This is a genomic window from Ruminococcus hominis, assembly GCF_014287355.1.
GTDB lineage: Bacteria > Bacillota > Clostridia > Lachnospirales > Lachnospiraceae > Schaedlerella > Schaedlerella hominis.
This window is the reverse complement of sequence record NZ_JACOPE010000001.1, coordinates 1,991,527-2,017,299: the sequence shown is the minus strand read 5'-3', so window position 1 is coordinate 2,017,299 and position 25,773 is coordinate 1,991,527. Positions and strand designations below refer to the sequence as shown.

The following is a 25,773-nucleotide window of genomic DNA, read 5'->3' as shown; positions in this document are numbered from 1 at the left end:
ATGAAAACAGATTTAAAAAGAGAAAAACAAGAGCTACGGAAACAAATAAAAAAGAAAATTTCAGAACTTTCAATAGCGTATTGTAAGTCAGCAGATGAGAAGATTAGCAAACATGCATTAACACTTCCTGAATATGAGAATGCAAAGGTAGTCTTTTGTTATGTGGGAACGAAAGATGAAATTAATACAACGCCGATGTTACAGGAAATATTAAAGTCAGGCAGGAAGCTTGGTGTTCCAAAGTGTATTTCAAAAGGTGTTATGAAAGTTTATGCGATTACAAGCCTGGATGACTTGGAAGAAGGTGCTTATGGCATTATGGAGCCAAAAGGTTACTGCGAAGAAATACCACCGCAGAAGATTGATCTGGCATTTGTACCATGTGTCACATGCAATAAAAAAGGTGACAGACTCGGATACGGTGGGGGATTTTATGACAGATATCTTAGTCAGACAGATGCGTGGAGAGTAATCTTGTGCAGAGAAAAAATACTTCTGTCGGAGATACCGACAGAAGGGCATGACTTGATGATGGATGTTGTGGTATCCGAGAGAGAAATCGTTCGATATCAAACGGAAAATTAGAGAAAAATATTAAAAAACTGTGAAAATACAAGAGGTTTTCTTGACAAATATAATCAATGCTCATAAAATAACCGTTAGACATCTAACTAATTACTGATGAAGAAAAGAGGGGTGATATAAGTGAATGATGAAAAAGAAATGTCAATCATCAATATTATGAATCAGATTATGCATATGGAGATGAACTGTGCCAGTCAGTCGTTAAAACAATATGAATTAAAACCATGGCAGGCAGCGATGTTTTTCTCATTACATCAAAATAGTGGTATGTCACAAAGGGAATTAGCTAAAAAGATGAAACTGACACCACCGACGATCACATCGGGAATTAAGAAGATGGAAAAGCAGGGCTTGATCGAGCGCCGGCCTGACGAACAGGATCAACGGATTATGAGATTATATTTGACAGAAAAGGCAGAGAATTGTCTTGAACAGGTTTGGGGTGTAATTAATAAGATGGAAGAGATGTTAGTTTCGGGGTTTAGTATAGAAGAAAAAATCCTGCTTAGAAGATTTTTACTCCAAATGCTGGATAATTTAAAACAGCAGGCGGAACGTACAACCGACCAGAAAAACAATTAAGACGAAGAAAGGATTTGTACTATGGGTAAATTATTCAAATATCTGAAAACGTACTGGAAGATGGCATTTGTTATATTGCTTGTACTTTTGGTTCAGGTATATTGCGACTTATCTCTGCCAAGTTATACGTCAGATATCGTAAATGTTGGAATTCAGCAGGCAGGTGTCGATGACAAGATACCGGAAGCAATTTCAGAAGAAGAGATGGAGAAAGTATTGTTGTTTGTACAGGCAGATGACAGGCAGACAGTGCTGGATGCATATGAAAAAGATGAGAATACTTATAATCAAACAGCATATGTATTGAAGAAAAACATTCAGGATAACGAAGAGAAAACAGAAGAATTAGAAGAGATTTTATCTGTTCCGATGATGATGACAGCTGGATTTGAACAAGGAAGTGATACAACAGCTAAGATTGAAGAGCAGTTGCGTGCAAACATTCCGGCCGAGATGCTTCCAAAAGATGCAACAGTATTTGATATTTTGAAAATGCTGCCACAAGAGCAACTTTCACAGATGACTGATAAGATGAAAGACCAGATGGATGATATGCCGGATACGATCATAGAACAGGCCGGAATCAGCTATATCAAAACGGCATATGAAGATCTTGGTATGGATATGAATCAGATACAATTCCACTATTTGTTTGTAACAGGAGGAAAGATGCTTGCACTTGCATTACTCGGAATGTTGGCAAGTGTTCTGGTCGGACTGCTGGCATCACGCGTGGGTGCATCAACAGGACGCGACCTTCGTGGCAAAGTGTTTAGAAAAGTTGTTGGATTTTCCAATAATGAATTTGATCAGTTTTCAACAGCTTCATTGATCACAAGAAGTACCAATGATATTCAGCAGATACAGATGTTGATCGTTATGCTTCTTCGTATTGTATTATATGCTCCGCTTATCGCAATCGGCGGCATTTATAAAGTATTCCAAACAAATGTATCTATGTCATGGATCATTGCATTGGCGGCGATTTTAATCGTATTGGTAGTTTCTGTATTGTTTATTGTTGCAATGCCAAAATTTAAGATCATGCAGCAATTGGTTGATAAACTGAATCTTGTAACACGTGAAATCTTAACTGGTTTATCAGTTATCCGTGCATTTAGTACAGAAAAACATGAAGAAGAAAGATTTGATAAAGCGAATAGAGATTTGACAAAAACCAATCTTTTTGTAAACCGTGCTATGACATTTATGATGCCGGTCATGATGGTAGTTATGAATGCAATTTCTGTACTGATCGTATGGACGGGAGCGCATGGCATAAATGAAGGTCAGATGCAGGTCGGTGATATGATGGCATTTATCCAATATACAATGCAGATTATCATGGGATTTTTAATGCTGTGTATGATTTCTGTTATGTTACCTAGAGCAGCTGTTGCAGCAGAGCGTGTAGATGAAGTGTTGACAAGCAAGACGATCATCAAAGATCCAGAGCAACCGAAACATTTGCCAAAGAAAACAGAAGGCGTTTTGAAATTCAATCATGTATCTTTTAAATATCCTGGTGCAGATGAAGATGTTCTTGAAGATATTGACTTTACGGCACATCCGGGACAGACAACGGCCATTATCGGAAGTACCGGAAGTGGAAAATCTACATTAGTGAATTTGATTCCTCGTTTCTATGATGTGACAGAAGGTTCTATTACATTGGATGGTATTGACATCCGAGAAATAACACAGCAGGAGCTGAGAAGTAAACTGGGATATGTTCCACAGAAAGGTGTTCTGTTCTCGGGAACGATTGGTTCGAATATTATGTTTGGTAATCCGGACGGAAATGAACAGGATATGGAAGAGGCAGCCAAGATTGCACAGGCAACAGAATTTATCGATACAAAATCCAAAAAATATGACAGTACAATTTCACAGGGCGGTGGAAATGTATCAGGAGGACAAAAGCAGCGTCTATCTATAGCACGTGCGATTGCAAAACATCCAAAACTCTTTATTTTTGATGACAGTTTTTCAGCACTGGATTATAAGACAGATGTAGCACTTCGTAAGGCATTGAAGGAAAAAACATCAGACAGTACTGTGTTAATCGTAGCACAGCGTATTAGTACAATTTTGCATGCGGAACAGATTATTGTTCTGGACGATGGAAAGATTGCCGGAGTCGGTACTCATCAGGAGTTGCTGAAAAATTGTGAGGTATATCAGCAGATTGCAGCTTCTCAGTTATCAGAAGCAGAATTAAAGGCGGGATTAGAAGAAAATGGGAAAGGAGGAGAACAGTAATGAGTGAAAATCGAGGACCAAGACGTGGGCCGATGGGTCATGGACGTATGGGTGGAGAAAAGGCAAAAGATTTCAAAGGTACCATGGGAAAATTAATTAAATACATGAGTGCATTTAAGATTCAGATGCTGTTCGTTGTAATCTTTGCCATTGGAGGAACTGTCTTTAATATCATCGGACCGAAAATACTTGGTAAAGCAACAACAGAGATTTTTAATGGACTGGTAAGCAAAGTTTCCGGCGGAAGCGGAATGGATTTTGAAAAGATTGCAACTATTTTGCTGACAGCATTGGCATTGTATGTAACGAGTGCATTGTGCTCGTTGGTACAGGGCTTCTTGATGACGGGAGTTTCACAAAAAACAACATACCGATTGAGAAAAGAAATTTCACAGAAAATCAATCGTATGCCAATGAATTACTTTGATACGAGAACACATGGTGAAGTGCTTTCAAGGGTTACGAATGATGTGGACACTCTGGGACAGAGTTTGAATCAGAGTGCAACACAGATTATAACTTCGACAACAACGATCATCGGTGTACTTGTGATGATGTTGTCAATCAGTCCTCTTATGACACTGGTTGCACTCTTAATCCTTCCTGTTTCACTTGGCATGATTTCATTTGTAATGAAACATTCACAGAAATATTTCAAAGGACAGCAGGAATATCTGGGAAATGTAAATGGTCAGGTGGAGGAAGTTTATTCTGGGCATAATATCGTGAAAGCCTTTAATAAGGAAAAAGATGTGATCGAAGAGTTTGAGAAGACGAATGATAAATTATATGATTCAGCATGGAAATCACAGTTCTTTTCCGGAATGATGATGCCGATCATGCAGTTTGTGGGAAATTTAGGATATGTAGGGGTAGTTATACTCGGAGGCGTTTTAGCTGCTAAGAAGACGATTGAAGTTGGAGATATACAGTCATTTATCCAGTATGTAAGAAACTTTACTCAGCCAATCCAGCAGCTTGCACAGGTTGCAAATATGCTACAGTCCACAGCAGCAGCTTCAGAACGTGTCTTTGAATTTCTTGAAGAAGAGGAAGAAGATCAGACAGTTCCAAATCCGGTATCAGTAGAAGGACTAGAAGGAAATGTTACATTTGAGCATGTGCATTTTGGATACAATGAGGATAAGATTATTATCAATGATTTTTCTGTTGATGTAAAAGAAGGACAGAAAATTGCGATTGTTGGACCGACTGGTGCAGGAAAAACAACAATGATCAAGCTTTTGATGCGTTTCTATGACGTGAATGGCGGGGCAATTTTGATTGATGGACACAATGTTAAGGATTTTAACAGAAGTGAATTAAGACAGATGTTTGGAATGGTACTTCAGGATACATGGTTGTTCCATGGAAGTATAAAGGATAACATTAAATATGGAAAGCTGGATGCGACAGATGAAGAAGTGATTGAAGCTGCAAAGGCGGCAAGAGTACATCGATTTGTACAGACATTGCCGGGTGGATACGATATGGAATTAAACGAAGAAGCAAGTAATGTGTCACAGGGACAGAAACAGCTTCTTACAATTGCGAGAGCAATTCTTGCAGATCCTAAAATATTAATCCTGGATGAGGCTACAAGTTCTGTAGATACAAGAACAGAAATTCAAATCCAAAAAGCGATGGATACGCTTATGAAGGGAAGAACAAGTTTTGTGATCGCACATAGACTTTCTACTATACGTGACGCAGATGTGATCCTGGTTATGAAAGATGGAGATATTGTAGAACAGGGAAATCACGAAGAGCTGCTTGCAAAAAATGGATTCTATGCAGATTTGTATAACTCACAGTTTGAAAATACAACAGAACAAGCATCATAAATCGAATGAAAAGATGGAAAGAGACCTTAAGTGACGGGTCTCTTTCTTCTATGTTATATTGTTATCATAGGGTGAAAGAATAACGATATAATTGTTTTTTAAATAGAAATGTGAAAAAAGGGTTTCACAAAAGGGGGTTTCCATATTATAATGCAAGGTAATGATGTATTTACAAAAGGAGAAATCATAGTATGGAATCGGGGTTAACGCATTTTGATGAAAATGGCAAGGCACTGATGGTGGATGTGACAGATAAAGGCGAGACTGTTCGTGAGGCAACTGCCGCAGGAAAAATCATGGTCAGCAGAAAAGTATATGAAGCAATTGCAGCAGGAACAGTTGGAAAAGGAGATGTCCTGGGAGTGGCGACAACAGCCGGGATTATGGGAGCTAAGAGAACAGCTGAACTGATTCCGATGTGTCATATTCTTCCAATCACGAATTGCAGAGTGACGTTTGATATGGATGAAGAAAGTTGTACAATCTACTGCTATTGTACAGTGAAAGTGACAGGAAAGACAGGCGTAGAGATGGAAGCACTGACAGGGGTCAGTGTTGCACTTTTGACCGTGTATGATATGTGTAAGGCATTGGATAAATCGATGGAGATCGGTGAGATTTATCTTTGTAGAAAGACGGGCGGTAAGAGTGGCGAAGTGCGAAATGAGAAAGTACCATATATACAGCATGAAAATAAGACACCTAAGAATGATCCGTTAAAAGATTTGGATTATCAGTTGGGTAATCCGAATAGAAAACGGACGGTAACAGGACGCGGAACACTGGATGATTTGGATTTATTATAAGATGCAAAAAGAAAGGAAGATTGAACATGAAGTGGAAAAGTTTTCGCTTAAAGACAACTACACAGGCAGAAGATATCGTAAGCAGTATGCTGGCAGATTTGGGGGTTGAAGGAGTTCAGATTGAAGATAAGATTCCTTTGACAGCGGCAGATAAGGAGCAGATGTTTGTGGATATTTTGCCGGAAACAGAGGCTGATGACGGAATTGCATATTTAAGCTTTTATTTAGAAGAAGATGCGGATACAGAAAGTATTTTGAAAAATGTCCGTCAGGAACTGGAAGAAATGTCAGAATTTATGGATCTTGGAGAATGTTCTATTGAAGAATCCGAGACAGAGGATGTGGATTGGGTAAATAATTGGAAACAATATTTCCATCAGTTTTATGTAGATGATATTTTAATCATTCCGTCATGGGAAGATGTAAAACCGGAAGATGAGGATAAGATGGTGATCCATATTGATCCGGGAACAGCATTTGGAACAGGAATGCATGAGACAACACAGTTATGCATTCGCCAGATCCGTAAACATGTGACGCAGGATACAGAAATTCTTGATGTTGGATGCGGAAGTGGAATCCTTGGAATGCTGGCACTTAAATTTGGAGCGAAACATTCCGTAGGAACAGACCTTGATCCTTGTGCAATCGATGCAACATATGAAAATATGGAAGTGAATGGTATTTCAAAGGATCAGTATGAAGTTATGATCGGAAATATTATTGATGATAAAGCGGTACAGGATAAGGTTGGATATGAATGCTATGATATCGTTGTGGCAAATATTCTTGCAGATGTGTTAGTCGCTCTTACACCGGTGATTGTAAATCAGCTGAAAAAGGGTGGTATATATATCACAAGCGGAATCATCGATGATAAAGAAGAGACTGTTGTTGAAGCTGTGAAAAAAGCAGGACTGGAAGTGCTGGAAGTGACATATCAGGGTGAGTGGGTGTCTGTAACAGCACGAAAGAACTAATTAAAAGGAGAGACAAAAATGCATCATTTTTTTGTTGAACCAACGCAAATCTGTGGAGATACGATTGCAATAGAGGGTTCGGATCTGAACCATATGAAAAATGTGTTGAGGATTAAACCAGGAGAATCGGTTGAAATCAGTGACGGAAGTTCAAACAGATATATATGTGAAGTGGACGAGTATGAGCAGGACTCGGCAAGACTACATATCTGTGATAAGATTCAGGATGATGTAGAACTTCCGTCCAGAATTTATCTGTTTCAAGGACTGCCAAAAGCTGATAAGATGGAATTGATCATACAGAAAGCTGTGGAGCTTGGTGTTTATGAGGTGGTTCCGGTTGTGACAAAGCGTGCAGTAGTAAAACTGGATGAGAAAAAAGCTGCCAAGAAGGTTGCGCGCTGGAATGCAATCGCAGAAGGAGCGGCAAAACAGTCCGGAAGAAACAGAATTCCAGAAGTTCACGACGTTATGACATTTGCAGAGGCATTAGAATTTGCAAAAAGCTTAGATGTCCGTCTGATTCCTTATGAGAAAGCAGAAGGAATGGGGACGATGAAATCAGCTGTAGATCAGATTAAGCCGGGTGAAAGTATTGGGGTTTTTATCGGACCGGAAGGCGGATTTGAAGAGGCGGAGATTGAACAGGCGATGGAACAGGAGATTATACCGGTTTCGTTGGGAAAAAGAATATTGAGGACAGAGACGGCAGGGTTGACAATTTTATCAATTCTGATGTATCACTTAGAATGTGAGATTCATAATTTATAGTAAGAAACGTTCAGAGCAACAGTGAAAAATCTGAACAAGACAGAGAAGGAAAGGTAACATGGAAGTTTATTTAGATAATTCGGCGACAACAAGAGCATATCCGGAAGTTGGAAATATTGTATATAAAGTAATGTGTCAGGATTATGGTAATCCGTCTTCGATGCATCGTAAAGGCGTAGAGGCGGAGCATTATGTGAAAGATGCAAAAGAAATTTTAGCAAAGCTATTAAAAGTAAATGCGAAGGAAATCTTTTTTACATCAGGAGGTACAGAAAGCGATAACCTGGCTTTGATCGGAGCAGCACGGGCAAATCGACGCAGGGGGAATCATTTGATCACATCTTCAATCGAACATCCAGCTATTTTAAATACAATGCATTATCTGGAAGAAGAGGAAGGATTTCGGGTGACATATTTACCGGTAGATGAGAATGGACGTGTTCGTTTAGAAGCATTAAAAGAGGCACTGTGCCAAGATACGATTTTAGTATCCATCATGTATGTTAATAACGAGGTGGGTTCTGTCCAACCGATTGAAGAAGCTGTAAAAATCGTAAAAAACTTCAATCCAAGAATTCTCTTCCATTCTGATGCAGTGCAGGGATTTGGAAAGTACCATATTTATCCGAAACGAGTTGGGATTGATATGCTTTCAGCAAGTGGACATAAAATCCATGGACCAAAAGGAACAGGATTTTTATATATAAATGAGAAAGTAAAGATTAAGCCGATTATTTTCGGAGGAGAGCAGCAGAAGAATATTCGTTCCGGTACAGAAAATGTTCCGGGAATTGCAGGACTTGGACTTGCGGCAAAGATGATATATCAAGATCTGAACATGAAAGTTTCACTGATGAGGGAACTGAAAGCTCATTTTATAGAAGGAATATCGAAAATAGAACACGCAACGGTGCATGGTCTGACTGATGAAAATAGTGCACCTCATATTATAAGCGTTGGCATTGCAGGGGTTAGAAGTGAAGTGTTGCTGCATACTTTGGAAGATAAAGGTATATACGTGTCTTCAGGTTCTGCGTGTGCATCAAATCATCCTGCGATCAGTGGAGTGTTAAGAGGAATTGGAACTTCACAGGAGTACCTGGATTCGACATTGCGTTTCAGTATGTCAGAATTTACAACAAAAGAAGAAATTGACTATACGTTGGAAACACTATATAATTGTGTACCGATGTTAAGGAGATATACAAGACACTAAAAAGGAGAAAGATATGAAATTTCATTCATTTTTGATCAAATACGGTGAGATTGGAATTAAAGGAAAAAACCGTTATATATTTGAGGACGCATTGGTTCGTCAGATTCGATTTGCATTGAAAGATGTAGATGGAGAATTTTATGTTCACAAATCTTATGGAAGAGTATATGTGGATTGTGATGGAGAGTATGATTATGAAGAGACTGTAGAAAGTCTTGCAAGAGTATTTGGAATTGTTGGAATTTGTCCGGTTGTCCGTCTGGAGGATAAAGGCTTTGAAGAACTGAAAAAAGAAGTGGTTGCTTATATGGATGAGATGTATCCGGATAAGAATAAGACTTTTAAAGTAGAGGCGAGAAGAAGTAAAAAGAGCTATCCTCTTCAGTCTATGCAGATTAACTGTCAGTTAGGTGAAGTGATTTTAGATGCATTTCCTGAGATGAAGGTAGATGTACATCATCCGGATATTATGTTGAATGTAGAAGTCCGTGAAGAGATTTATCTTTATTCAGAGATTATTCCGGGACCGGGTGGAATGCCGGTTGGGACAAACGGAAGTGCGATGTTACTTCTGTCAGGCGGAATCGACAGCCCGGTTGCGGGATATATGATCGCAAAACGAGGAGTTTCTTTGGAAGCAACATATTTTCATGCACCACCGTATACAAGCGAACGTGCAAAAGAAAAGGTTGTAGATCTTGCACGTCTTGTATCAAAATATTCAGGACCGATCAAATTGAATGTTGTAAACTTCACAGATATTCAGTTGTATATTTATGAGAAGTGTCCACACGAAGAACTCACGATCATTATGCGTCGTTATATGATGAAGATTGCAGAACATTTTGCAAAACAGGACGGTTGTCTTGGCATGATCACAGGAGAGAGTATTGGACAGGTTGCAAGTCAGACAATGCAGAGTCTGAATGTGACAAATGCGGTTTGCACATTGCCGGTTTATCGTCCGCTGATTGGCTTTGATAAACGTGATATCGTAGAAATTTCAGAAAAAATCAACACATATGAGACTTCAATACTGCCATTCGAAGATTGCTGTACAATTTTCGTGGCAAAACATCCGGTTACAAAACCAATTTTGGAGAAGATTGAAAAATCAGAATTGAATCTGGCAGAAGGTATTGATGAATTAGTAGAGAAAGCAATTGATACAGTAGAAGTGATTAAAGTAAAATAATCGTTGCTGGTCACAGGTACTGTGAACAGTAACAAATAATCAAAACAAAAAGGCTGTCGTAAAAGACAGCCTTACTACTTGACAAATGTAAGTCGATTACTTATTTGATGATGTATGGCTCAAGAGCAGCAAGGATATCATCCAATTCGCCATCGGCATGAATGTTCAGGTCGATTGGTTTTGAAAGATCCAGGCTGAAGATACCCATAATAGATTTAGCATCAATTACATATCTTCCAGATACAAGATCAAAGTCGTTATCGTATTTTGTGATTTCATTTACGAAAGACTTTACTTTGTCAATTGAGTTTAAAGAAATCTGTACAGTTTTCATGTTATAATCCCTCCTTGATATACGAAAAAGTACGAGGTTTTCCCTCTTAGCTTATTCTACGAGATAGGAATATAAAAGTCAAGAAACTGATAGAAAAAAGAACGATAGAAGGAGAAAAATTAATGAAAAAAGTAGCGTTGCATAATTTGGGATGCAAGGTGAATGCGTATGAGACAGAAGCCATGCAGGAAATGCTGGAAAAAGAGGGGTATGAAATTGTTCCGTTTAAAGAAGGCGCAGACATTTATATTATTAATACATGTACAGTGACGAATATTGCAGACAGAAAATCCAGACAGATGTTGCATCGTGCGAGAAAAATGAATCCGGATGCAATTGTAGTTGCGGCCGGATGTTATGTGCAGGCACAGGAAAATGAACATCATGAATTAGATTCCTGTATTGACATTGTAATTGGAAATAATAAAAAACAAGATTTGATTCAGATTTTAGATGAATATGAATCAAAATGTAAAACAGAGGAAGTAATTGATATTAATCATACAAATGAATATGAAAACCTAAATCTGTCTCGCACCGGAGAACATACAAGAGCTTACATCAAAGTACAGGATGGATGCAATCAGTTCTGTTCATATTGTATTATTCCGTTTGCAAGAGGCCGCGTGCGCAGTCGTTCTCTGGAAGATGTAGTACAGGAAGTAACAACATTATCTGGAAATGGTTACAAGGAAGTTGTTCTTACAGGAATTCATCTGAGTTCTTATGGAGTTGATTTTGAAGAACAGGAAGCGAGAAAGAAAACAGATTTACTGACATTGATTCTGGCAGTTCATGAAATTCCGGGTATTGAACGTATTCGTCTGGGATCTCTGGAACCAAGGATCATCACAGAAGAATTTGCTAAAACAATTGCAGGACTTCCTAAGATGTGTCCTCATTTTCATTTATCTTTACAGAGCGGGTGTGATGCAACTTTGAAACGTATGAATCGCCGCTATACAACGGGTGAGTATTATGAAAAGTGTGAGCTTTTGCGAAAATATTTTGACCACCCGGCGTTGACAACGGATGTAATTGTAGGATTCCCGGGAGAGACAGAAGAAGAGTTTGAAGAATCAAAAGCATTTGTCGACAAAGTAAACTTCTATGAAACACATATTTTTAAATATTCTAAACGAGAAGGAACAAGGGCAGCTGTGATGGAAAATCAGGTGCCGGAACAGATAAAGGCAGAAAGAAGTGCACAATTGATTGAGCTGGGAGCAAAAAAACAGGAAGCATACGAGAAAGAAATGGTTGGAAAAAATGTGGAAATCCTTGTGGAAGAACCAGCACAGATCAACGGAAAAGAAGTACAAGTCGGGCACACAAAAGAATATATAAAAGTTGCATTGGAATCAGATGAAAATTTACAGAATCAGATTGTCAAGGTGCGAATAGATGACCATTCTCAAATTATCCATTGAATTTTAAACGGGATTATATTAGAATGATAAGTAGGGAATCTGGCAACTTTGTTTTGCCGGAGGATGTTTTGTGGCTGTCTGGGACAGATGCGAGATGTAAATTTATTATGGGTTATAAAAATAATGACCGGTAATGAAAACAATACAATGTTAGACATAAAAAGAGAAAGGTGGAAAAAACATGAGTGATTTGAGTAATACACAATTCTTTCAGGTTGAACCAGGTCCGCAGATTTCTGCAAAAGATATCTTAGAGATCGTTTTCAAAGCGTTGAAAGAAAAAGGATATAATCCGGTAAACCAGATTGTTGGATATATTATGTCTGGAGATCCAACTTATATTACAAGTTACAATGGAGCAAGAAGTCTTGTGATGAAAGTGGAGAGAGATGAACTGGTAGAAGAGTTATTGAAGTCGTATATTCAGAATAATTCATGGGAATAATTAAATTATGAGAATTATGGGATTGGATTATGGCACGAAGACAGTTGGGGTTGCAATTAGTGACGCACTTGGTCTGACGGCTCAGGGTATAGAGACAATAGAACGAAAAGAAGAAAACAAGCTGCGTCGCACATGTGCACGCATCGAAGAACTGATTCGTGAATATGAAGTAGAAAAGATCGTGCTCGGCTTTCCAAAACATATGAACAATGATGTGGGAGAGAGAGCAGAGAAGTCACTGGAATTTAAAGCAATGTTAGAACGAAGAACCGGACTTGAAGTGATCATGTGGGATGAACGCCTGACGACGGTTGCTGCGGAGCGTACATTGATTGAAAGTAAAGTAAGACGAGAGGATCGGAAAAAGTATATTGATAAGATTGCAGCAGTATTTATATTACAGGGATATCTGGATTCGCTGCAGATTTCAAAATAAAGGGGAGACCTATGGAGAAGATTACATTTACATTTGAAGATACAAACGAAACAGTTGACTTTTTCGTTTTGGAGCAAACAAAGTTAAATGGTGCTACATACTTACTCGTAGCTGATAATGAAAGCGATGATGCAGAATGTCTGATTTTGAAAGAGACAGAGTCAGGAAATGAACAGGACAATCTGTATGATATCGTAGAAGATGATAATGAATTGACAGCAGTTTCGAAGGTGTTTGAAGAACTGTTGGAAGATGTTGACATTACATTGTAAATATCCGATAAAGGATAGTTGCGATAGATTTACTACACAGGAATTGGAGTAGACGATGGAACAGGAAAAGGTGGAGAAACTACTTCGGGCAAAGTTAAAAGAACGGGGCTTGAAGATTACACAGCAGCGTCTGCTTGTATTGTCCACGCTTGCAAAAAGCAGCGGTAATCACATGGCAGCAGAAGAGCTGTATGCACAGATACAACAGCAGTATCCGGAGATTGGATTGGCTACTGTATATCGTACATTACAACTTTTATATGAGATGCAGTTGATAGACCGCATTAATCTGGATGATGGTTGTGTGCGTTATGAGATCGGGCATTTGTTCGAAGGTGAGATGAAACACAGTCATCATCATTTAATATGTAGGAAATGCGGGAAAGTATTTCCGTTTGATGGTGATTTGTTAGATGGATTGGAAACGCATATTCAGGAAAAAACAGGATTTCATATTGTGGATCATGAGTTGAAATTTTATGGTGTGTGTAAACAATGCATGGAACAAGAATAAAACTCCGGTTTTTGTCAGTACAAAAAATAGATGGAGGTGTGAAATTTTTGAAAAAGCAAAATACAGGAAAATTGCGTATCATTCCTTTAGGTGGTCTGGAACAGATTGGAATGAATATAACAGCCTTTGAATATGAAGACAGTATTATTGTTGTGGATTGTGGTCTCGCATTCCCGGAAGATGACATGCTTGGTATTGATCTGGTTATTCCGGATATCACATATTTAAAGGATAACATTAGCAAGGTGAAGGGATTTGTGATCACTCATGGACATGAAGATCATATTGGTGCCTTGCCTTATGTGCTCAAAGAAATTAATATTCCGATTTATACAACTAAATTAACAATGGGAATTATTGAAAATAAATTGAAAGAACACAATTTGCTTCGTTCTACAAGAAGAAAAGTTGTGCGTCATGGTCAGTCTATCAATTTAGGAAAATTCAGAATTGAATTTATTAAAACAAACCATAGTATACAGGATGCATCCGCTTTGGCAATTTATTCACCGGCAGGAATTGTGGTACACACAGGAGACTTTAAAGTAGATTACACACCGGTATTTGGAGATGCGATCGATTTACAGAGATTTGGAGAAATTGGTAAAAAAGGCGTACTTGCATTAATGTCAGATAGTACCAATGCAGAGCGCAAAGGATTTACTCAATCTGAAAAAACAGTAGGTATTACATTTGATCACATTTTTGCAGAGCATCAGAATACACGAATTATTATTGCAACATTTGCATCGAATGTGGATCGTGTGCAGCAGATTATCAACTCTGCATATAAATATGGAAGAAAAGTAGTTGTAGAAGGTCGAAGTATGGTGAATATTATTTCGACAGCTTCAGAACTTGGCTATCTGAATGTACCGGAGCATACATTGATTGAGATTGATGAGATGAAGAATTATCCACCGGAGAAGATGGTGCTGATTACAACAGGAAGTCAGGGAGAATCGATGGCTGCTTTGTCTCGTATGGCAGCAGATGTGCATCGCAAGGTTACAATTCAGCCGAATGATACAATTATATTTAGCTCGAATCCAATCCCGGGAAATGAAAAATCAGTTTCACGTGTGATCAACGAATTATCTTCAAAGGGAGCAAACGTAATATTTCAGGATGCTCATGTATCTGGGCATGCTTGTCAGGAAGAATTGAAATTAATCTATTCTCTTGTAAAACCGAAATATGCGATTCCGGTTCATGGAGAGTATCGTCATTTGAAAGCAAACTCTGAAATTGCAATGTCTCTTGGGATTCCAAAGGAGAATGTATTTATTATTCAATCAGGAGATGTTCTGGAGCTTTGCGATGAAAGCGCAAAAGTGGTAGATAAGGTTCACACAGGAGCAATTCTGGTAGATGGTCTTGGTGTTGGAGACGTTGGTAATATTGTGCTCCGAGACAGACAGCATCTGGCTGAGGATGGAATTATTATTGTTGTTTTAACTTTAGAGAAGGGAAGCAACCGTCTTCTGGCAGGACCGGATATTGTTTCTCGTGGATTTGTATATGTACGAGAATCAGAAGGTTTGATGGAAGAAGCAAGAAGAGCGGTAAGTGACAGCCTGGATAAATGCCTGAGCAATCGTCATGCAGACTGGAATAAGATCAAATTAACAATCAGGGATACAATGAATGACTTTATTTGGAAGAAAACAAAGAGAAGACCAATGATTATCCCAATTATTATGGATGTGGATGTGTAAGATATGATAGTAGATGAACGTATCGTTACATTCATCAATTCCATGGAGACAGAGAATAGTAAAATATTAGAAGCGATTGAAAGCGAGGCATTGAGTACTTATGTACCGATTATTCGCAAAGAGATGCAGAGCTTTCTGAAAGTACTTCTGACGATTCAAAAACCTATGCGCATTCTGGAAGTCGGAACTGCCGTAGGTTTCTCTGCGTTATTGATGAGTGAGTATGCACCTGCAGGGTGTGAAATTACAACGATTGAAAATTATGAAAAAAGAATTCCAATTGCGAGGAATAACTTTAAAAGAGCAGGAAAAGAATCTCAGATCACTCTGTTAGAGGGAGACGCAATGGAGGTGCTTCCGACGTTGGATGAACCATATGATTTTATATTTATGGATGCAGCAAAAGGACAGTATATTCATTATATGCCGGAAGTGATGCGTTTGCTAAAAACAGGAGGAACGCTGGTTTCGGATAATGTGATGCAGGATGGAAGTATTATAGAGTCAAGGTTTGCAGTAGAGCGACGTGACAGAACAATCCATTCAAGAATGAGAGAATATCTCTATGAGTTAAAGCATCATGAAGAGTTGCTGACATCAATTATTCCATTAGGGGATGGAGTTGCTGTCAGTGTGAAATTAGATAAAAAAGATACAAAAGTTGGAGAATAAAAATAGCAGAATTGAAAGGAAAAGAATATGTCAAGACATCCTGAGTTATTGATTCCGGCAAGTAGTCTGGAGGTATTAAAAACAGCAGTAATATTTGGAGCAGATGCAGTATATATCGGTGGAGAAGCATTTGGTTTACGTGCAAAAGCAAAGAATTTTTCAATGGAAGATATGAAAGAAGGAATTGAATTTGCACATGCACATGATGTGAAGGTTTATGTTACAGCAAATATTCTGGCACACAATGATGATTTGGAGGGGGTCAGAGAGTATTTTGAAGAATTAAAAGAAATCAAACCGGACGCATTGATCATCGCAGACCCAGGTGTGTTTGAAATTGCAAAAGAAGTATGTCCTGAGATTGAGCGTCATGTGAGTACACAAGCCAATAATACAAACTACGCAACTTATAATTTCTGGTATAAACAAGGGGCAAGCCGTGTTGTGTCAGCAAGAGAATTATCAATGAAAGAATTGAAAGAATTGCGCGCAAATATTCCGGAAGATTTGGAGATTGAAACATTTGTACATGGAGCAATGTGTATTTCTTATTCAGGAAGATGCCTGCTTAGCAACTATTTTACTGGAAGAGATGCGAATCAAGGTGCATGTACACATCCATGCCGCTGGAAATATGCGGTTGTCGAAGAAACAAGACCGGGAGAGTATATGCCGGTATATGAAAATGAGCGTGGGACATATATTTTCAATTCAAAAGATCTTTGCATGATTGAATACATTCCAGAACTTATTGACGCAGGAATTGATAGTTTAAAGATTGAAGGAAGAATGAAGACAGCTTTATATGTTGCAACAGTGGCACGTACTTATAGAAAGGCTTTGGATGACTATCAGAAGGATCCAGAGATTTATCGTAAAAATATGCCGTGGTATCTGGATCAGATATCAAATTGTACATACCGCCAGTTTACTACAGGCTTCTTCTTTGGAAAACCGGATGAAAACTCACAGATTTATGATAGTAATACTTATGTGAAAGAATACACATATCTTGGTATTATCGGAGAAGAAAAAGATGGTCTGTATCGCATTGAACAGCGTAATAAATTTTCCGTAGGCGAGACAATAGAGATTATGAAGCCGGACGGAAGAAATATTGAGGTAACCGTTGGAAAGATTGTAAATGAAGACGGAGAGGAGCAAGAGAGTGCTCCGCACCCAAAACAAGTTTTGTATATTGACCTTGCAGGGCAGGCCGATAAATACGATATCATTAGACGAAAAGAGTAAATAAAGTAAGACAGAGAATAGCAGCTTGAAATTTATCTATGATTTTAAACTGCTATTTTTGTTGTGATTTATACGAAAAAAAGATCCAATGGGCTTTTTTAGGTGTGATTTTTGAGAGAAACAGAGAAAAAAGTGAGAAATAGAGCTGGAATTGAGTGAAAAACATAGTTCTTATTGACTAACCTGCCAAAAAAATGTATAATTAAAACAATTGTCGACAGTTTAATGTGCTAAAGCGATGTAGAATTAGTCGGCATCTTTACGTATGAAATGGAGAGGAAAGGTGTAAAAAATGGCAAAGTACACAGTACGAAGAGTCTTTATGGCAATTGTGACGTTATTAGTAGTTGCAAGTGTTACGTTTTTTTTGATGAACGCAATCCCGGGAAATCCGTGGTTATCTGAAAAAACACCTTCGCCGGCAACAATTGAGGCGTTAAATGCAAAATATGGACTTGACCAGCCCCTGCTTGTTCAGTTGGGCAAATATTTAGGAAATCTTGTTCAGGGAGATTTCGGAACATCAATTAAGATGCAGAAAAACCGTGCGGTTTTAGACATTATTAAAGAAATGTTTCCACTTTCAGCAAAAATTGGTAGTTTCGCTTTATTGTGGGCAATAGCAGTAGGACTTCCTTTGGGATGTCTTGCGGCATATAAGCGAGGTACCTGGGTGGATAGTTTCTTACGTGTTGTATGTACGATCGGTATTTCTATGCCAGGATTCGTAGTAGCAACAATGTTACTTCACGTATTTTGTGGAGGAATTCCAGGAATGAAGTACTTCCCAGCTTTGTTTGACGGTACTCCAAAGAGTTATGTCTTACCATGTCTGGCACTTGGCTTTTATCCAATGTGTTATTTGTCACGTCAGACAAGAACTGCAATGCTGGATTCTATTAATCAGGAATATATTAAAACAGCTCGTGCCAAGGGACTGAAAAACAGCAAGATTATTTTCAAACACGCATTAAGAAATGCATTGATCCCGGTTATCACTTACTTGGGACCTCAGATCGCGTTCACATTATGTGGTGGTATGGTTGTAGAACAGGTATTCTCAATTCCAGGTCTGGGACGTTATTTTATCCAGGCTATTCAGAACCGTGATTATCCATTGATCATGGGAACAACAATTTTCTTGGCAACATTTATTATTATTATGAACCTTGTGGTTGACCTGTGTTATAAATTGGTAGACCCACGAATCAATTTGGCGAAGGGAGGAAACTAAATATGTCTGGAAAGAGAAGATATCAAAGACCAGGCTCTCTTCAACCGAATATTGAAGATATTTTAGAGTGGAGTGAATTGCCGGAAGATGCATTCGAAGATGCGAGTGCTCAGGAGAAAGAGGATTTTATTAAAGTCCGTAAGAGTGTTTCTTATTGGGCGGATGCGTGGCGTAGATTACGTAAGAATAAAGTTGCAATGGTAGCATTTGCAATTATTATCATATTAGTTATTTTTGCATTTGTAGGACCAAATCTGGTTCCTTACACATACAAGCAGCAGACTCGTGGGGCAGAGTCATTACATCCATGGCATTATACATTAGAAGATCAGGAAAAAATCGATGCATATATGGAGGAGCATAACGAAGAGGCAAATATGACTCCGGATGAAGCTATTGAGGCGGCTAGAGCAAAGGCAGAAAAAGAGGGAAAAACTTTAAGCCGTGTAGATGAAGCAAAGATTCGTGCAAAAGCAAGCGTAAAACAGCAGAGTGCAAGTGATGAGAAAATCACAGAAGACGATGCTGCAAAAGCACTTGGAATCAAACACAAAGCATTTGGATATTCAACAAAAGAATTACAGAAAAAAGCAGACGGCGAGGATGTATTCCCACATGTATTTGGTACAGACGATCAAGGACGTGATATTATGGTCCGAGTTATGGTGGGAACAAGAGTTTCTATTATCGTTGGTGTTTGTGCAGCTTTGATTGTATTGATCATTGGTGCATTATATGGTTCTATCTCAGGATATTGCGGAGGCGTTGTGGATACTGTAATGCAGCGTATCGTAGAGATTATATATTCTATTCCGGAAATGCTGATTATTTTGTTGCTTTCAGCAACGTTGAAACCTGCATTAGAGAGTTTCCAGAACTCAGGAAACGGACCACTTCAGAACTTAGTTACAATTTTAGGACCTAACTTGATTTCTATGTTTATCGCATTTGGTCTATTATACTGGGTAACAATGAGCCGTATTATCCGTGGACAGATTCTCCAGTTAAAACAGCAAGAGTATGTAACAGCAGCCCGTGCACTTGGAGAAAAAGGTACACGTATTATTACAAAACATCTGCTTCCAAACTGTATTGGACAGATTATCACAACAACATTCTTGCAGATTCCATCTGCAATCTTCCTGGAGTCATTCCTTTCATTCGTCGGTGTTGGTGTATCTGCACCACTGACAAGTCTTGGTTCTATGTGTTCAGAGGCGTTGAGCGGACTTAGCACATATCCATACAGACTGTTCATTCCGGCGGCCATCTTAAGTGTAATGATTCTGGCACTGAACTTGTTTGGTGATGGTCTTCGTGATGCATTGGATCCAAAATTGAAGAAATAAGAAAGAAAGGGAGGAGAAAAATGAAGCAGGAAAATAAAGAACATAAACTGTTAGAAGTCAGAGATCTCCAAGTCTCTTTCTTTACTCCGGCAGGAGAAGTAAAAGCAGTAAACGGTATTTCCTATGATGTAAATTATAATGAAGTTATGGGTATCGTTGGTGAGTCAGGTTCTGGTAAGAGTGTGGAAGCGTATTCCGTTATCGGATTACTTCAGAATCCGGGAAAAGTAGTAGGAGGATCTATTACTTTCGAAGGACAGGATATGCTTTCTAAAACACCAAAAGAGATGGTGGAATTCAGAGGAAAAGAAGTTGCTATGATTTTCCAGAATCCTATGACTTGCCTCAATCCGGTATATACAATCGGAAATCAGCTTGTAGAGGCGTTGAAAGCACACGACAAGAGTGTAAGTAAAGCAGATGCTGAAAAGCGTGCAATGGAGATGCTGGAGCAGGTTGGTATCAATAACGTTGAAAAACGTATGAAACAGTATCCACATGAGTTATCAGGAGGTATGCGACAGAGAGTAATGATCGCGATGGGACTTATTTGTCATCCAAAACTTCTGATCGCTGATGAGCCTACAACAGCTTTGGATGTAACGATCCAGGCACAGATTCTGGAGTTGATGAAGAAGCTCCAGGAGAAGAATCAGATGGGTATCATTTTTATCACACATAACTTAGGTGTTGTAGCAGAAATTTGTGATAAAGTATCCGTTATGTATGCAGGTAAGATGGTAGAGCAGGGACCGGTAGATGATATTTTCTATAATCCGGGACATCCATACACAATGGGACTGCTTCGTTCTATGCCTCGTGTAGATGCAGAAAAATATGAGCGTCTGATTCCTATCGAGGGAACACCGGTCGATATGTTGAATCCACCGGAAGGATGTCCATTTGCACCACGATGCGAACATGCAAAGAAAATTTGTCTGCAGAAGATGCCACCATATGTACAGATGGGAGACGAACATCGTGCAGCATGCTGGCTTCGTGTACAGGATTGCTTAAATGAGGCAAAGAAAGACCATGCATGGATCAATGATGAGAATAATGAAAAAACGGAGGTAGACAGCCATGAGTGAGAAAAATGATGTGCTCGTTCAGGTTGAACACCTGAAAAAATATTTCCCGGTTAAGGGATTAAAAGGGCCTGGAGTTCAGGCAGTAGAAGATATTTCAATCTTTATTAACCGCGGTGAGACACTTGGATTAGTAGGAGAGTCCGGATGTGGAAAAACAACATTGGGACGTACAATTCTCCAGCTTCACGAGCCTACTGCAGGAAAGATTGTTTACGATGGAGAAACAATTTTTGAGAGACAGAACCCATGGAAGAGAGATGAGAATGGAATTATGCATCCGGTCAAAGTACCAAGAGCAAAACAGGCAAAAATGCTTCCATACAGACGCAAGATGCAGATTATTTTCCAGGATCCTTCAGCCAGCCTTGACCCACGTATGACGGTAGGAGAGATTGTAGGAGAGGCTTTGGATATCCATAAACTCTGTGCATCTAAAAAAGACCGTACAGATCGTATTAAAGAATTACTCGGACGTGTAGGATTAAATACAGAGCATGCGAACCGTTATCCACATGAGTTCTCTGGTGGACAGCAGCAGCGTGTCGGTATTGCACGTGCATTGGCAGTAAACCCAGAATTTATCGTATGTGATGAGCCGATTTCAGCATTGGATGTGTCAATTCAGTCACAGGTTGTTAATATGTTGGAAGATATGCAGCAGGAGATGGGACTTACTTATCTGTTTATCGCGCATGATTTATCAGTTGTTCGCCATATTTCACATCGTATCGGTGTTATGTATCTTGGAACTATGGTAGAGTTGGCAGAAAGTTTTGAGCTGAACCGTCATCCACTGCATCCATATTCTCAGACATTGCTCTCCGCAGTGCCTGTTCCGGATCCGGAAGTGAGCAGACGAAGAAATCGTATCGTTCTTGAGGGAGATATCCCTTCTCCGATGAATCCGCCAAGCGGATGCCGTTTCCATACAAGATGTCCATATGCAATGGATAAATGTAAGGAATGTGTACCGGAATTCAAGGAATATGAAAAAGGCCATTGGGTGGCATGCCACCTGCTTGAGAAGTAAAACTTCTCTTGGACATGGATAACACAGGGAAACCTGTTTATCAATAAAAAAAAAGAAGGAGAGAACTATGAAAAAGAAAATTTTATCTGTTATTTTAGCTGCGGCACTTACTTGTTCTATGGTTGTAGGTTGTGGCTCAAGCAAAGAAACAGCAAAAGATGACAAAGCAGCTACATCTAGTAGTGATGGATTCAATGTAACAGTAAACTTCGCATCTGAACCAATGACTATGGATCCGGCTCTGAACTCTACTGTTGATGGTGGTGTTATGGCAAACCACTTATTCGAAGGTTTGATGAAATGGCAGGATACTGGAGAAGAAGCTGATGGATCTGACGGAACAGTAGATAGCGCAGAGCTTACTTATGGTCAGGCAGAAAGCTATGACAAAGTTGAAAATGAAGACGGAACAGTTACTTATACATTCCACCTTCGTGATGGTATCAAATGGTCTGATGGAAAAGATGTTACAGCAGGAGATTTCGAATACTCTTGGAAACGTCTTGTAGATCCAGCTACAGCAGCTGACTACAGCTACATGCTTGACAGCGTTGTAAATGCAAATGAAATCATTGCAGGAGAGAAAGATGCTTCTGAACTTGCTGTAAAAGCAGTTGATGATAAGACATTTGAAGTTACTATTACTACAGATGTTCCATATTTTGAAGAAATCTGTGCATTCCCAGCCACAATGCCAGTACGTCAGGATATCATTGAAGAAAAAGGTGATCAGTGGACATTTGATCCATCAACATATATCTCAAATGGTTCTTACAAACTGACAGAGTGGACACATAACTCACAGATTGTTATGGCTAAGAATGAGAACTACTATGATTACGAAAATCTTGGACCAGATACAATCACATTCAAATTGATGGATGATTCAAACGCTATGCTTTCTGGTTTCAAATCAGGAGAACTTGATTTCATCCAGGATGCTCCACAGGCAGAGCTTCCAAGCTTGATTGCTTCTGGCGACATGAAAATCTTAAACTACCTTGGAACATATTATGTATGCTTCCAGACACAGAAAGCTCCATTTGATAATCCGAAGGTTCGTGAGGCATTCACACTTGCTGTCGACCGTACTTACATTGTTAATAAAGTAACTCAGTCTGGACAGGTTGAAGCCGGCGGTTATGTACCATCTGGTATTTCTGATGCTGATGGCGGAGACTTCCGTGAAGAAGGTGGAGATTATTATGCACCAACAGATGCAGATTATGAAGCGAACTGTGAGAAAGCAAGACAGCTTCTTGCAGAAGCAGGATATCCTAACGGAGAAGGCTTCCCAGTTGTAGAATATCTGTACAACACAAGTGATGATCATAAAGCCGTTGCTGAAGCACTTCAGAATATGTGGGAGCAGGAACTTGGCGTAACTGTTACTCTGAACAACCAGGAGTGGGCTGCATTACTTCAGACACGTAAAAATGGAGATTACTCTATTGCACGTAACGGATGGATTTCTGACTACAACGATCCAATTTCATTCCTTGATATGTGGATGACAGGTGGTGGAAACAATGATGCTCAGTACGCTAATCCAGAGTATGATAACATCATCAAACAGGCTAAAGCTACTTCAGACGCTACAGAGCGTATGAAACTGTTACATCAGGCAGAGGATATTCTTGTTGGACAGGATTATGTAGTAAATCCACTTTACTTCTATACACAGAAATACATGCTTGCTGATGGAATTGAAGGCACATACTATTGCCCACTTGGATATTTCTTCTTCGGATATACTCATCAGGCAAACTAAATGTTATAATAAAAAGGAATTCTGCTTGCAGGATTCCTTTTTTTAGAATAGGAGAGAAGATATGAAAGCATATGAAAGATTATTAAAGTATGCCAGAATCTGGACAACAAGTGATGAGGAAAGTACAACATCACCGACAACATCACGTCAGTTTGATTTGGCTAAGCAATTAGTAGAAGAAATGAAAGAAATAGGGATCGAAGATGCCTATATGGATGAGTTTGGATATGTATATGGACATATTCCGGCAACTCCTGGATACGAGGATTGTACTGCGATTGGATTTATTGCACATATGGACACAGCTCCGGATTATAGTGGCGAAAATGTAAATCCACAGATTATTGAAAATTATGATGGAAATGACGTATCTTTAGGAACATCTGGGAAAGTATTGTCTGTTGCTGAATTTCCATCCTTAAAGACTTTAGCAGGAAGAACATTGATCACAACAGATGGAACGACCCTTTTAGGTGCGGATGATAAGGCAGGCATCGCTGAAATCATGACTGTTGCAGAAGAACTGATAAAAGAGAACATCCCGCATGGGAAAGTATCCATCAGCTTTACAACAGATGAAGAAGTCGGAAGCGGTGCAAAACATATGAATCTGGAAGTGTTTGGGGCACCATTTGCTTATACAGTAGATGGCGGTCCGGAAGGAGAGATTCAGTTTGAAAATTTCAATGCGGCATCAGCTGATTTTTATGTGCATGGGGTAAACGTGCATCCTGGAGAAGCAAAAGGAATCATGAAGAATTCACAAAAGATTGCAATGGAAATTCAGGGAATGCTGCCGGTCGATGAAGCACCTGAATACACCGAAGGCTATGAAGGCTTTTTCCATCTGATGGAAATGACTGGTACTGTAGAAGAAACTAAAATGAGTTATCTTATCCGTGATTTTGATTCAGAGAGTTATGAAAATCGTAAGGAATTGCTTCGAAATATTACAGAAACTGTAAATAAAAAATATGGAGAAGGAACAGTAGAACTGAAGCTGAAAGATTCTTATCGCAATATGCGTGAAAAAATAGAACCATGTATGGAATTGATTGAGTATGCTAAAAAAGCATGTGAGATGGCTGAAGTGAAAGCTGATATTGCACCAATCCGAGGTGGTACAGATGGTGCACGTCTCAGCTTTGTAGGTCTTCCATGTCCAAATCTTGGAACAGGCGGATATGGTTTCCATGGTGCTTTTGAACACATTACAGCAGAAGGTATGGATAAAGCAGCTGCAATTATTAAAAATATTATTTTACAGTTTGCTGAGTAAAGAAAGAAGAACGTAATTTTTGTATGGCGCTTTTTTCAATTCTTGAAACATAAGATCTTGAAATACCAAGTTGTCGTGCGACTTCACGCTGAGTATATTCTTCTCCGTTGTAAAGTCCATAGCGCATTTTTAATACAAGACGTTCACGAGGAGTTAGAAGAGATTCTAACTCCTCATATAATTTTTGTATATTTTGTTTTAGGACAATGCGATCAGAAGCATCGTCCTCATTCGTTTCAATGATATCATATAATTGAATTTCATTTCCTTCTTTATCAATCCCGAGCGGCTCATAAAGAGAAACCTCTTTATTTGTTTTCTTTTTTGAACGCAGATACATCAGAATTTCATTATCAATACATTTTGAAGCATATGCTGCAAGTCGGTTCCCTTTTTCGCTATTGAATGTCATAACAGATTTGATCAATCCGATTGTACCGATTGAAATTAAATCTTCTATATCGTCATCCGAAGATTGATATTTTTTTATGACATGTGCAACGAGCCGAAGGTTGTGTTCAATTAAAATATGTTTTGCCTGCAGGTCTCCCTCAGTGTATTTTTGAAAATAATACTTTTCTTCCGAAGAAGTGAGCGGGGCAGGGAAAGATTTCAAAAGTATACCTCACAGAACATATTCTGTTTCTGTATATATTTCAGACAGAAACAATTTAATATAGTTTATGATGAAATGAAGAAATTGGTG

25 protein-coding genes are annotated in these 25,773 nt (G+C 38.9%); 23 read left to right on the top strand and 2 right to left on the bottom strand.

Annotated features, from left to right (window positions below):
* From H8S40_RS08920 to thiI, 9 genes are all read left to right on the top strand, one after another.
* Entirely contained in the window at positions 1 to 585 is a 585-nt protein-coding gene (locus H8S40_RS08920; RefSeq protein WP_117989408.1) for a 5-formyltetrahydrofolate cyclo-ligase, read from the top strand.
* Positions 586 to 705: 120 nt separating this feature from the next.
* On the top strand, positions 706 to 1,167 hold the full coding sequence (locus tag H8S40_RS08915) for a MarR family winged helix-turn-helix transcriptional regulator (RefSeq protein WP_366482397.1): 462 nt from the start codon (positions 706 to 708) through the stop codon (positions 1,165 to 1,167).
* Between the two features lie 21 nt (positions 1,168 to 1,188).
* The gene (locus tag H8S40_RS08910) at positions 1,189 to 3,429 is read left to right on the top strand and encodes an ABC transporter ATP-binding protein (protein WP_186865078.1); all 2,241 of its coding nucleotides are present in this window, start codon (positions 1,189 to 1,191) and stop codon (positions 3,427 to 3,429) included.
* Positions 3,429 to 5,273, top strand: a complete 1,845-nt coding sequence (locus H8S40_RS08905) for an ABC transporter ATP-binding protein (RefSeq protein WP_118688868.1) — start codon at positions 3,429 to 3,431, stop codon at positions 5,271 to 5,273. Before H8S40_RS08910 ends, H8S40_RS08905 begins: the two co-directional genes overlap by 1 nt.
* Positions 5,274 to 5,464: 191 nt before the next feature.
* Complete coding sequence (moaC, locus tag H8S40_RS08900; protein ID WP_117989405.1) at positions 5,465 to 6,079, top strand: cyclic pyranopterin monophosphate synthase MoaC; 615 nt, start codon at positions 5,465 to 5,467, stop codon at positions 6,077 to 6,079.
* Positions 6,080 to 6,105: 26 nt separating this feature from the next.
* On the top strand, positions 6,106 to 7,059 hold the full coding sequence (prmA, locus tag H8S40_RS08895; RefSeq protein WP_186865077.1) for a 50S ribosomal protein L11 methyltransferase: 954 nt from the start codon (positions 6,106 to 6,108) through the stop codon (positions 7,057 to 7,059).
* 18 nt (positions 7,060 to 7,077) lie between these two features.
* On the top strand, positions 7,078 to 7,830 hold the full coding sequence (locus H8S40_RS08890) for a 16S rRNA (uracil(1498)-N(3))-methyltransferase (RefSeq protein ID WP_118724441.1): 753 nt from the start codon (positions 7,078 to 7,080) through the stop codon (positions 7,828 to 7,830).
* Positions 7,831 to 7,888: 58 nt separating this feature from the next.
* Positions 7,889 to 9,046, top strand: coding sequence for a cysteine desulfurase family protein (locus tag H8S40_RS08885; protein WP_118724440.1), 1,158 nt, complete (start codon positions 7,889 to 7,891; stop codon positions 9,044 to 9,046).
* A 13-nt stretch (positions 9,047 to 9,059) separates the two neighbouring features.
* Positions 9,060 to 10,241: a tRNA uracil 4-sulfurtransferase ThiI gene (thiI, locus tag H8S40_RS08880; protein ID WP_186865076.1), complete on the top strand. Its 1,182-nt coding sequence runs from the start codon at positions 9,060 to 9,062 to the stop codon at positions 10,239 to 10,241.
* Between the two features lie 100 nt (positions 10,242 to 10,341).
* Here thiI and H8S40_RS08875 read toward each other — a convergent pair whose 3' ends face one another.
* Positions 10,342 to 10,575, bottom strand: a complete 234-nt coding sequence (locus H8S40_RS08875; RefSeq protein ID WP_022076063.1) for an HPr family phosphocarrier protein — start codon at positions 10,573 to 10,575, stop codon at positions 10,342 to 10,344.
* A 122-nt stretch (positions 10,576 to 10,697) separates the two neighbouring features.
* On the opposite strand from H8S40_RS08875, the gene mtaB reads away from it, so the two are divergent.
* The 14 genes from mtaB to pepT all read left to right on the top strand — a co-directional run bounded on the left by mtaB (position 10,698) and on the right by pepT (position 25,067).
* On the top strand, positions 10,698 to 12,005 hold the full coding sequence (gene mtaB / locus H8S40_RS08870; protein WP_186865075.1) for a tRNA (N(6)-L-threonylcarbamoyladenosine(37)-C(2))-methylthiotransferase MtaB: 1,308 nt from the start codon (positions 10,698 to 10,700) through the stop codon (positions 12,003 to 12,005).
* 181 nt (positions 12,006 to 12,186) lie between these two features.
* Positions 12,187 to 12,450, top strand: a complete 264-nt coding sequence (locus tag H8S40_RS08865) for an IreB family regulatory phosphoprotein (RefSeq protein ID WP_022076061.1) — start codon at positions 12,187 to 12,189, stop codon at positions 12,448 to 12,450.
* 7 nt (positions 12,451 to 12,457) lie between these two features.
* Entirely contained in the window at positions 12,458 to 12,886 is a 429-nt protein-coding gene (ruvX, locus tag H8S40_RS08860) for a Holliday junction resolvase RuvX (protein WP_117989400.1), read from the top strand.
* A gap of 11 nt (positions 12,887 to 12,897) precedes the next feature.
* Complete coding sequence (locus H8S40_RS08855; RefSeq protein ID WP_022076059.1) at positions 12,898 to 13,158, top strand: DUF1292 domain-containing protein; 261 nt, start codon at positions 12,898 to 12,900, stop codon at positions 13,156 to 13,158.
* A gap of 55 nt (positions 13,159 to 13,213) precedes the next feature.
* On the top strand, positions 13,214 to 13,672 hold the full coding sequence (locus tag H8S40_RS08850; protein ID WP_118688875.1) for a Fur family transcriptional regulator: 459 nt from the start codon (positions 13,214 to 13,216) through the stop codon (positions 13,670 to 13,672).
* Between the two features lie 47 nt (positions 13,673 to 13,719).
* Positions 13,720 to 15,390 (top strand): ribonuclease J, encoded by a 1,671-nt coding sequence (locus tag H8S40_RS08845; RefSeq protein WP_118724456.1) that lies wholly within the window; start codon positions 13,720 to 13,722, stop codon positions 15,388 to 15,390.
* Positions 15,391 to 15,393: 3 nt separating this feature from the next.
* Entirely contained in the window at positions 15,394 to 16,062 is a 669-nt protein-coding gene (locus tag H8S40_RS08840; RefSeq protein ID WP_022076056.1) for an O-methyltransferase, read from the top strand.
* Positions 16,063 to 16,089: 27 nt separating this feature from the next.
* Positions 16,090 to 17,313: a peptidase U32 family protein gene (locus tag H8S40_RS08835; protein ID WP_118724438.1), complete on the top strand. Its 1,224-nt coding sequence runs from the start codon at positions 16,090 to 16,092 to the stop codon at positions 17,311 to 17,313.
* Between the two features lie 292 nt (positions 17,314 to 17,605).
* Positions 17,606 to 18,547, top strand: a complete 942-nt coding sequence (locus H8S40_RS08830; protein ID WP_118724437.1) for an ABC transporter permease — start codon at positions 17,606 to 17,608, stop codon at positions 18,545 to 18,547.
* Positions 18,548 to 18,549: 2 nt separating this feature from the next.
* Positions 18,550 to 19,896 carry an ABC transporter permease gene (locus H8S40_RS08825; RefSeq protein ID WP_186865074.1) on the top strand — a complete coding sequence of 449 codons (1,347 nt, stop codon included), beginning with the start codon at positions 18,550 to 18,552 and terminating at the stop codon, positions 19,894 to 19,896.
* A gap of 20 nt (positions 19,897 to 19,916) precedes the next feature.
* Complete coding sequence (locus H8S40_RS08820) at positions 19,917 to 20,987, top strand: ABC transporter ATP-binding protein (RefSeq protein ID WP_022076052.1); 1,071 nt, start codon at positions 19,917 to 19,919, stop codon at positions 20,985 to 20,987.
* Positions 20,980 to 22,017, top strand: a complete 1,038-nt coding sequence (locus tag H8S40_RS08815; RefSeq protein ID WP_022076051.1) for an ABC transporter ATP-binding protein — start codon at positions 20,980 to 20,982, stop codon at positions 22,015 to 22,017. Before H8S40_RS08820 ends, H8S40_RS08815 begins: the two co-directional genes overlap by 8 nt.
* Before the next feature lie 67 nt (positions 22,018 to 22,084).
* On the top strand, positions 22,085 to 23,788 hold the full coding sequence (locus tag H8S40_RS08810) for a peptide ABC transporter substrate-binding protein (protein ID WP_186865073.1): 1,704 nt from the start codon (positions 22,085 to 22,087) through the stop codon (positions 23,786 to 23,788).
* A 61-nt stretch (positions 23,789 to 23,849) separates the two neighbouring features.
* The gene (gene pepT / locus H8S40_RS08805; RefSeq protein ID WP_186865072.1) at positions 23,850 to 25,067 is read left to right on the top strand and encodes a peptidase T; all 1,218 of its coding nucleotides are present in this window, start codon (positions 23,850 to 23,852) and stop codon (positions 25,065 to 25,067) included.
* Here the strand turns inward: pepT and sigK are convergent.
* Positions 25,045 to 25,683 carry an RNA polymerase sporulation sigma factor SigK gene (sigK, locus tag H8S40_RS08800; protein ID WP_186865071.1) on the bottom strand — a complete coding sequence of 213 codons (639 nt, stop codon included), beginning with the start codon at positions 25,681 to 25,683 and terminating at the stop codon, positions 25,045 to 25,047. The two genes, pepT and sigK, sit on opposite strands and share 23 nt — an antisense overlap.
* Positions 25,684 to 25,773 lie beyond the last annotated feature (90 nt).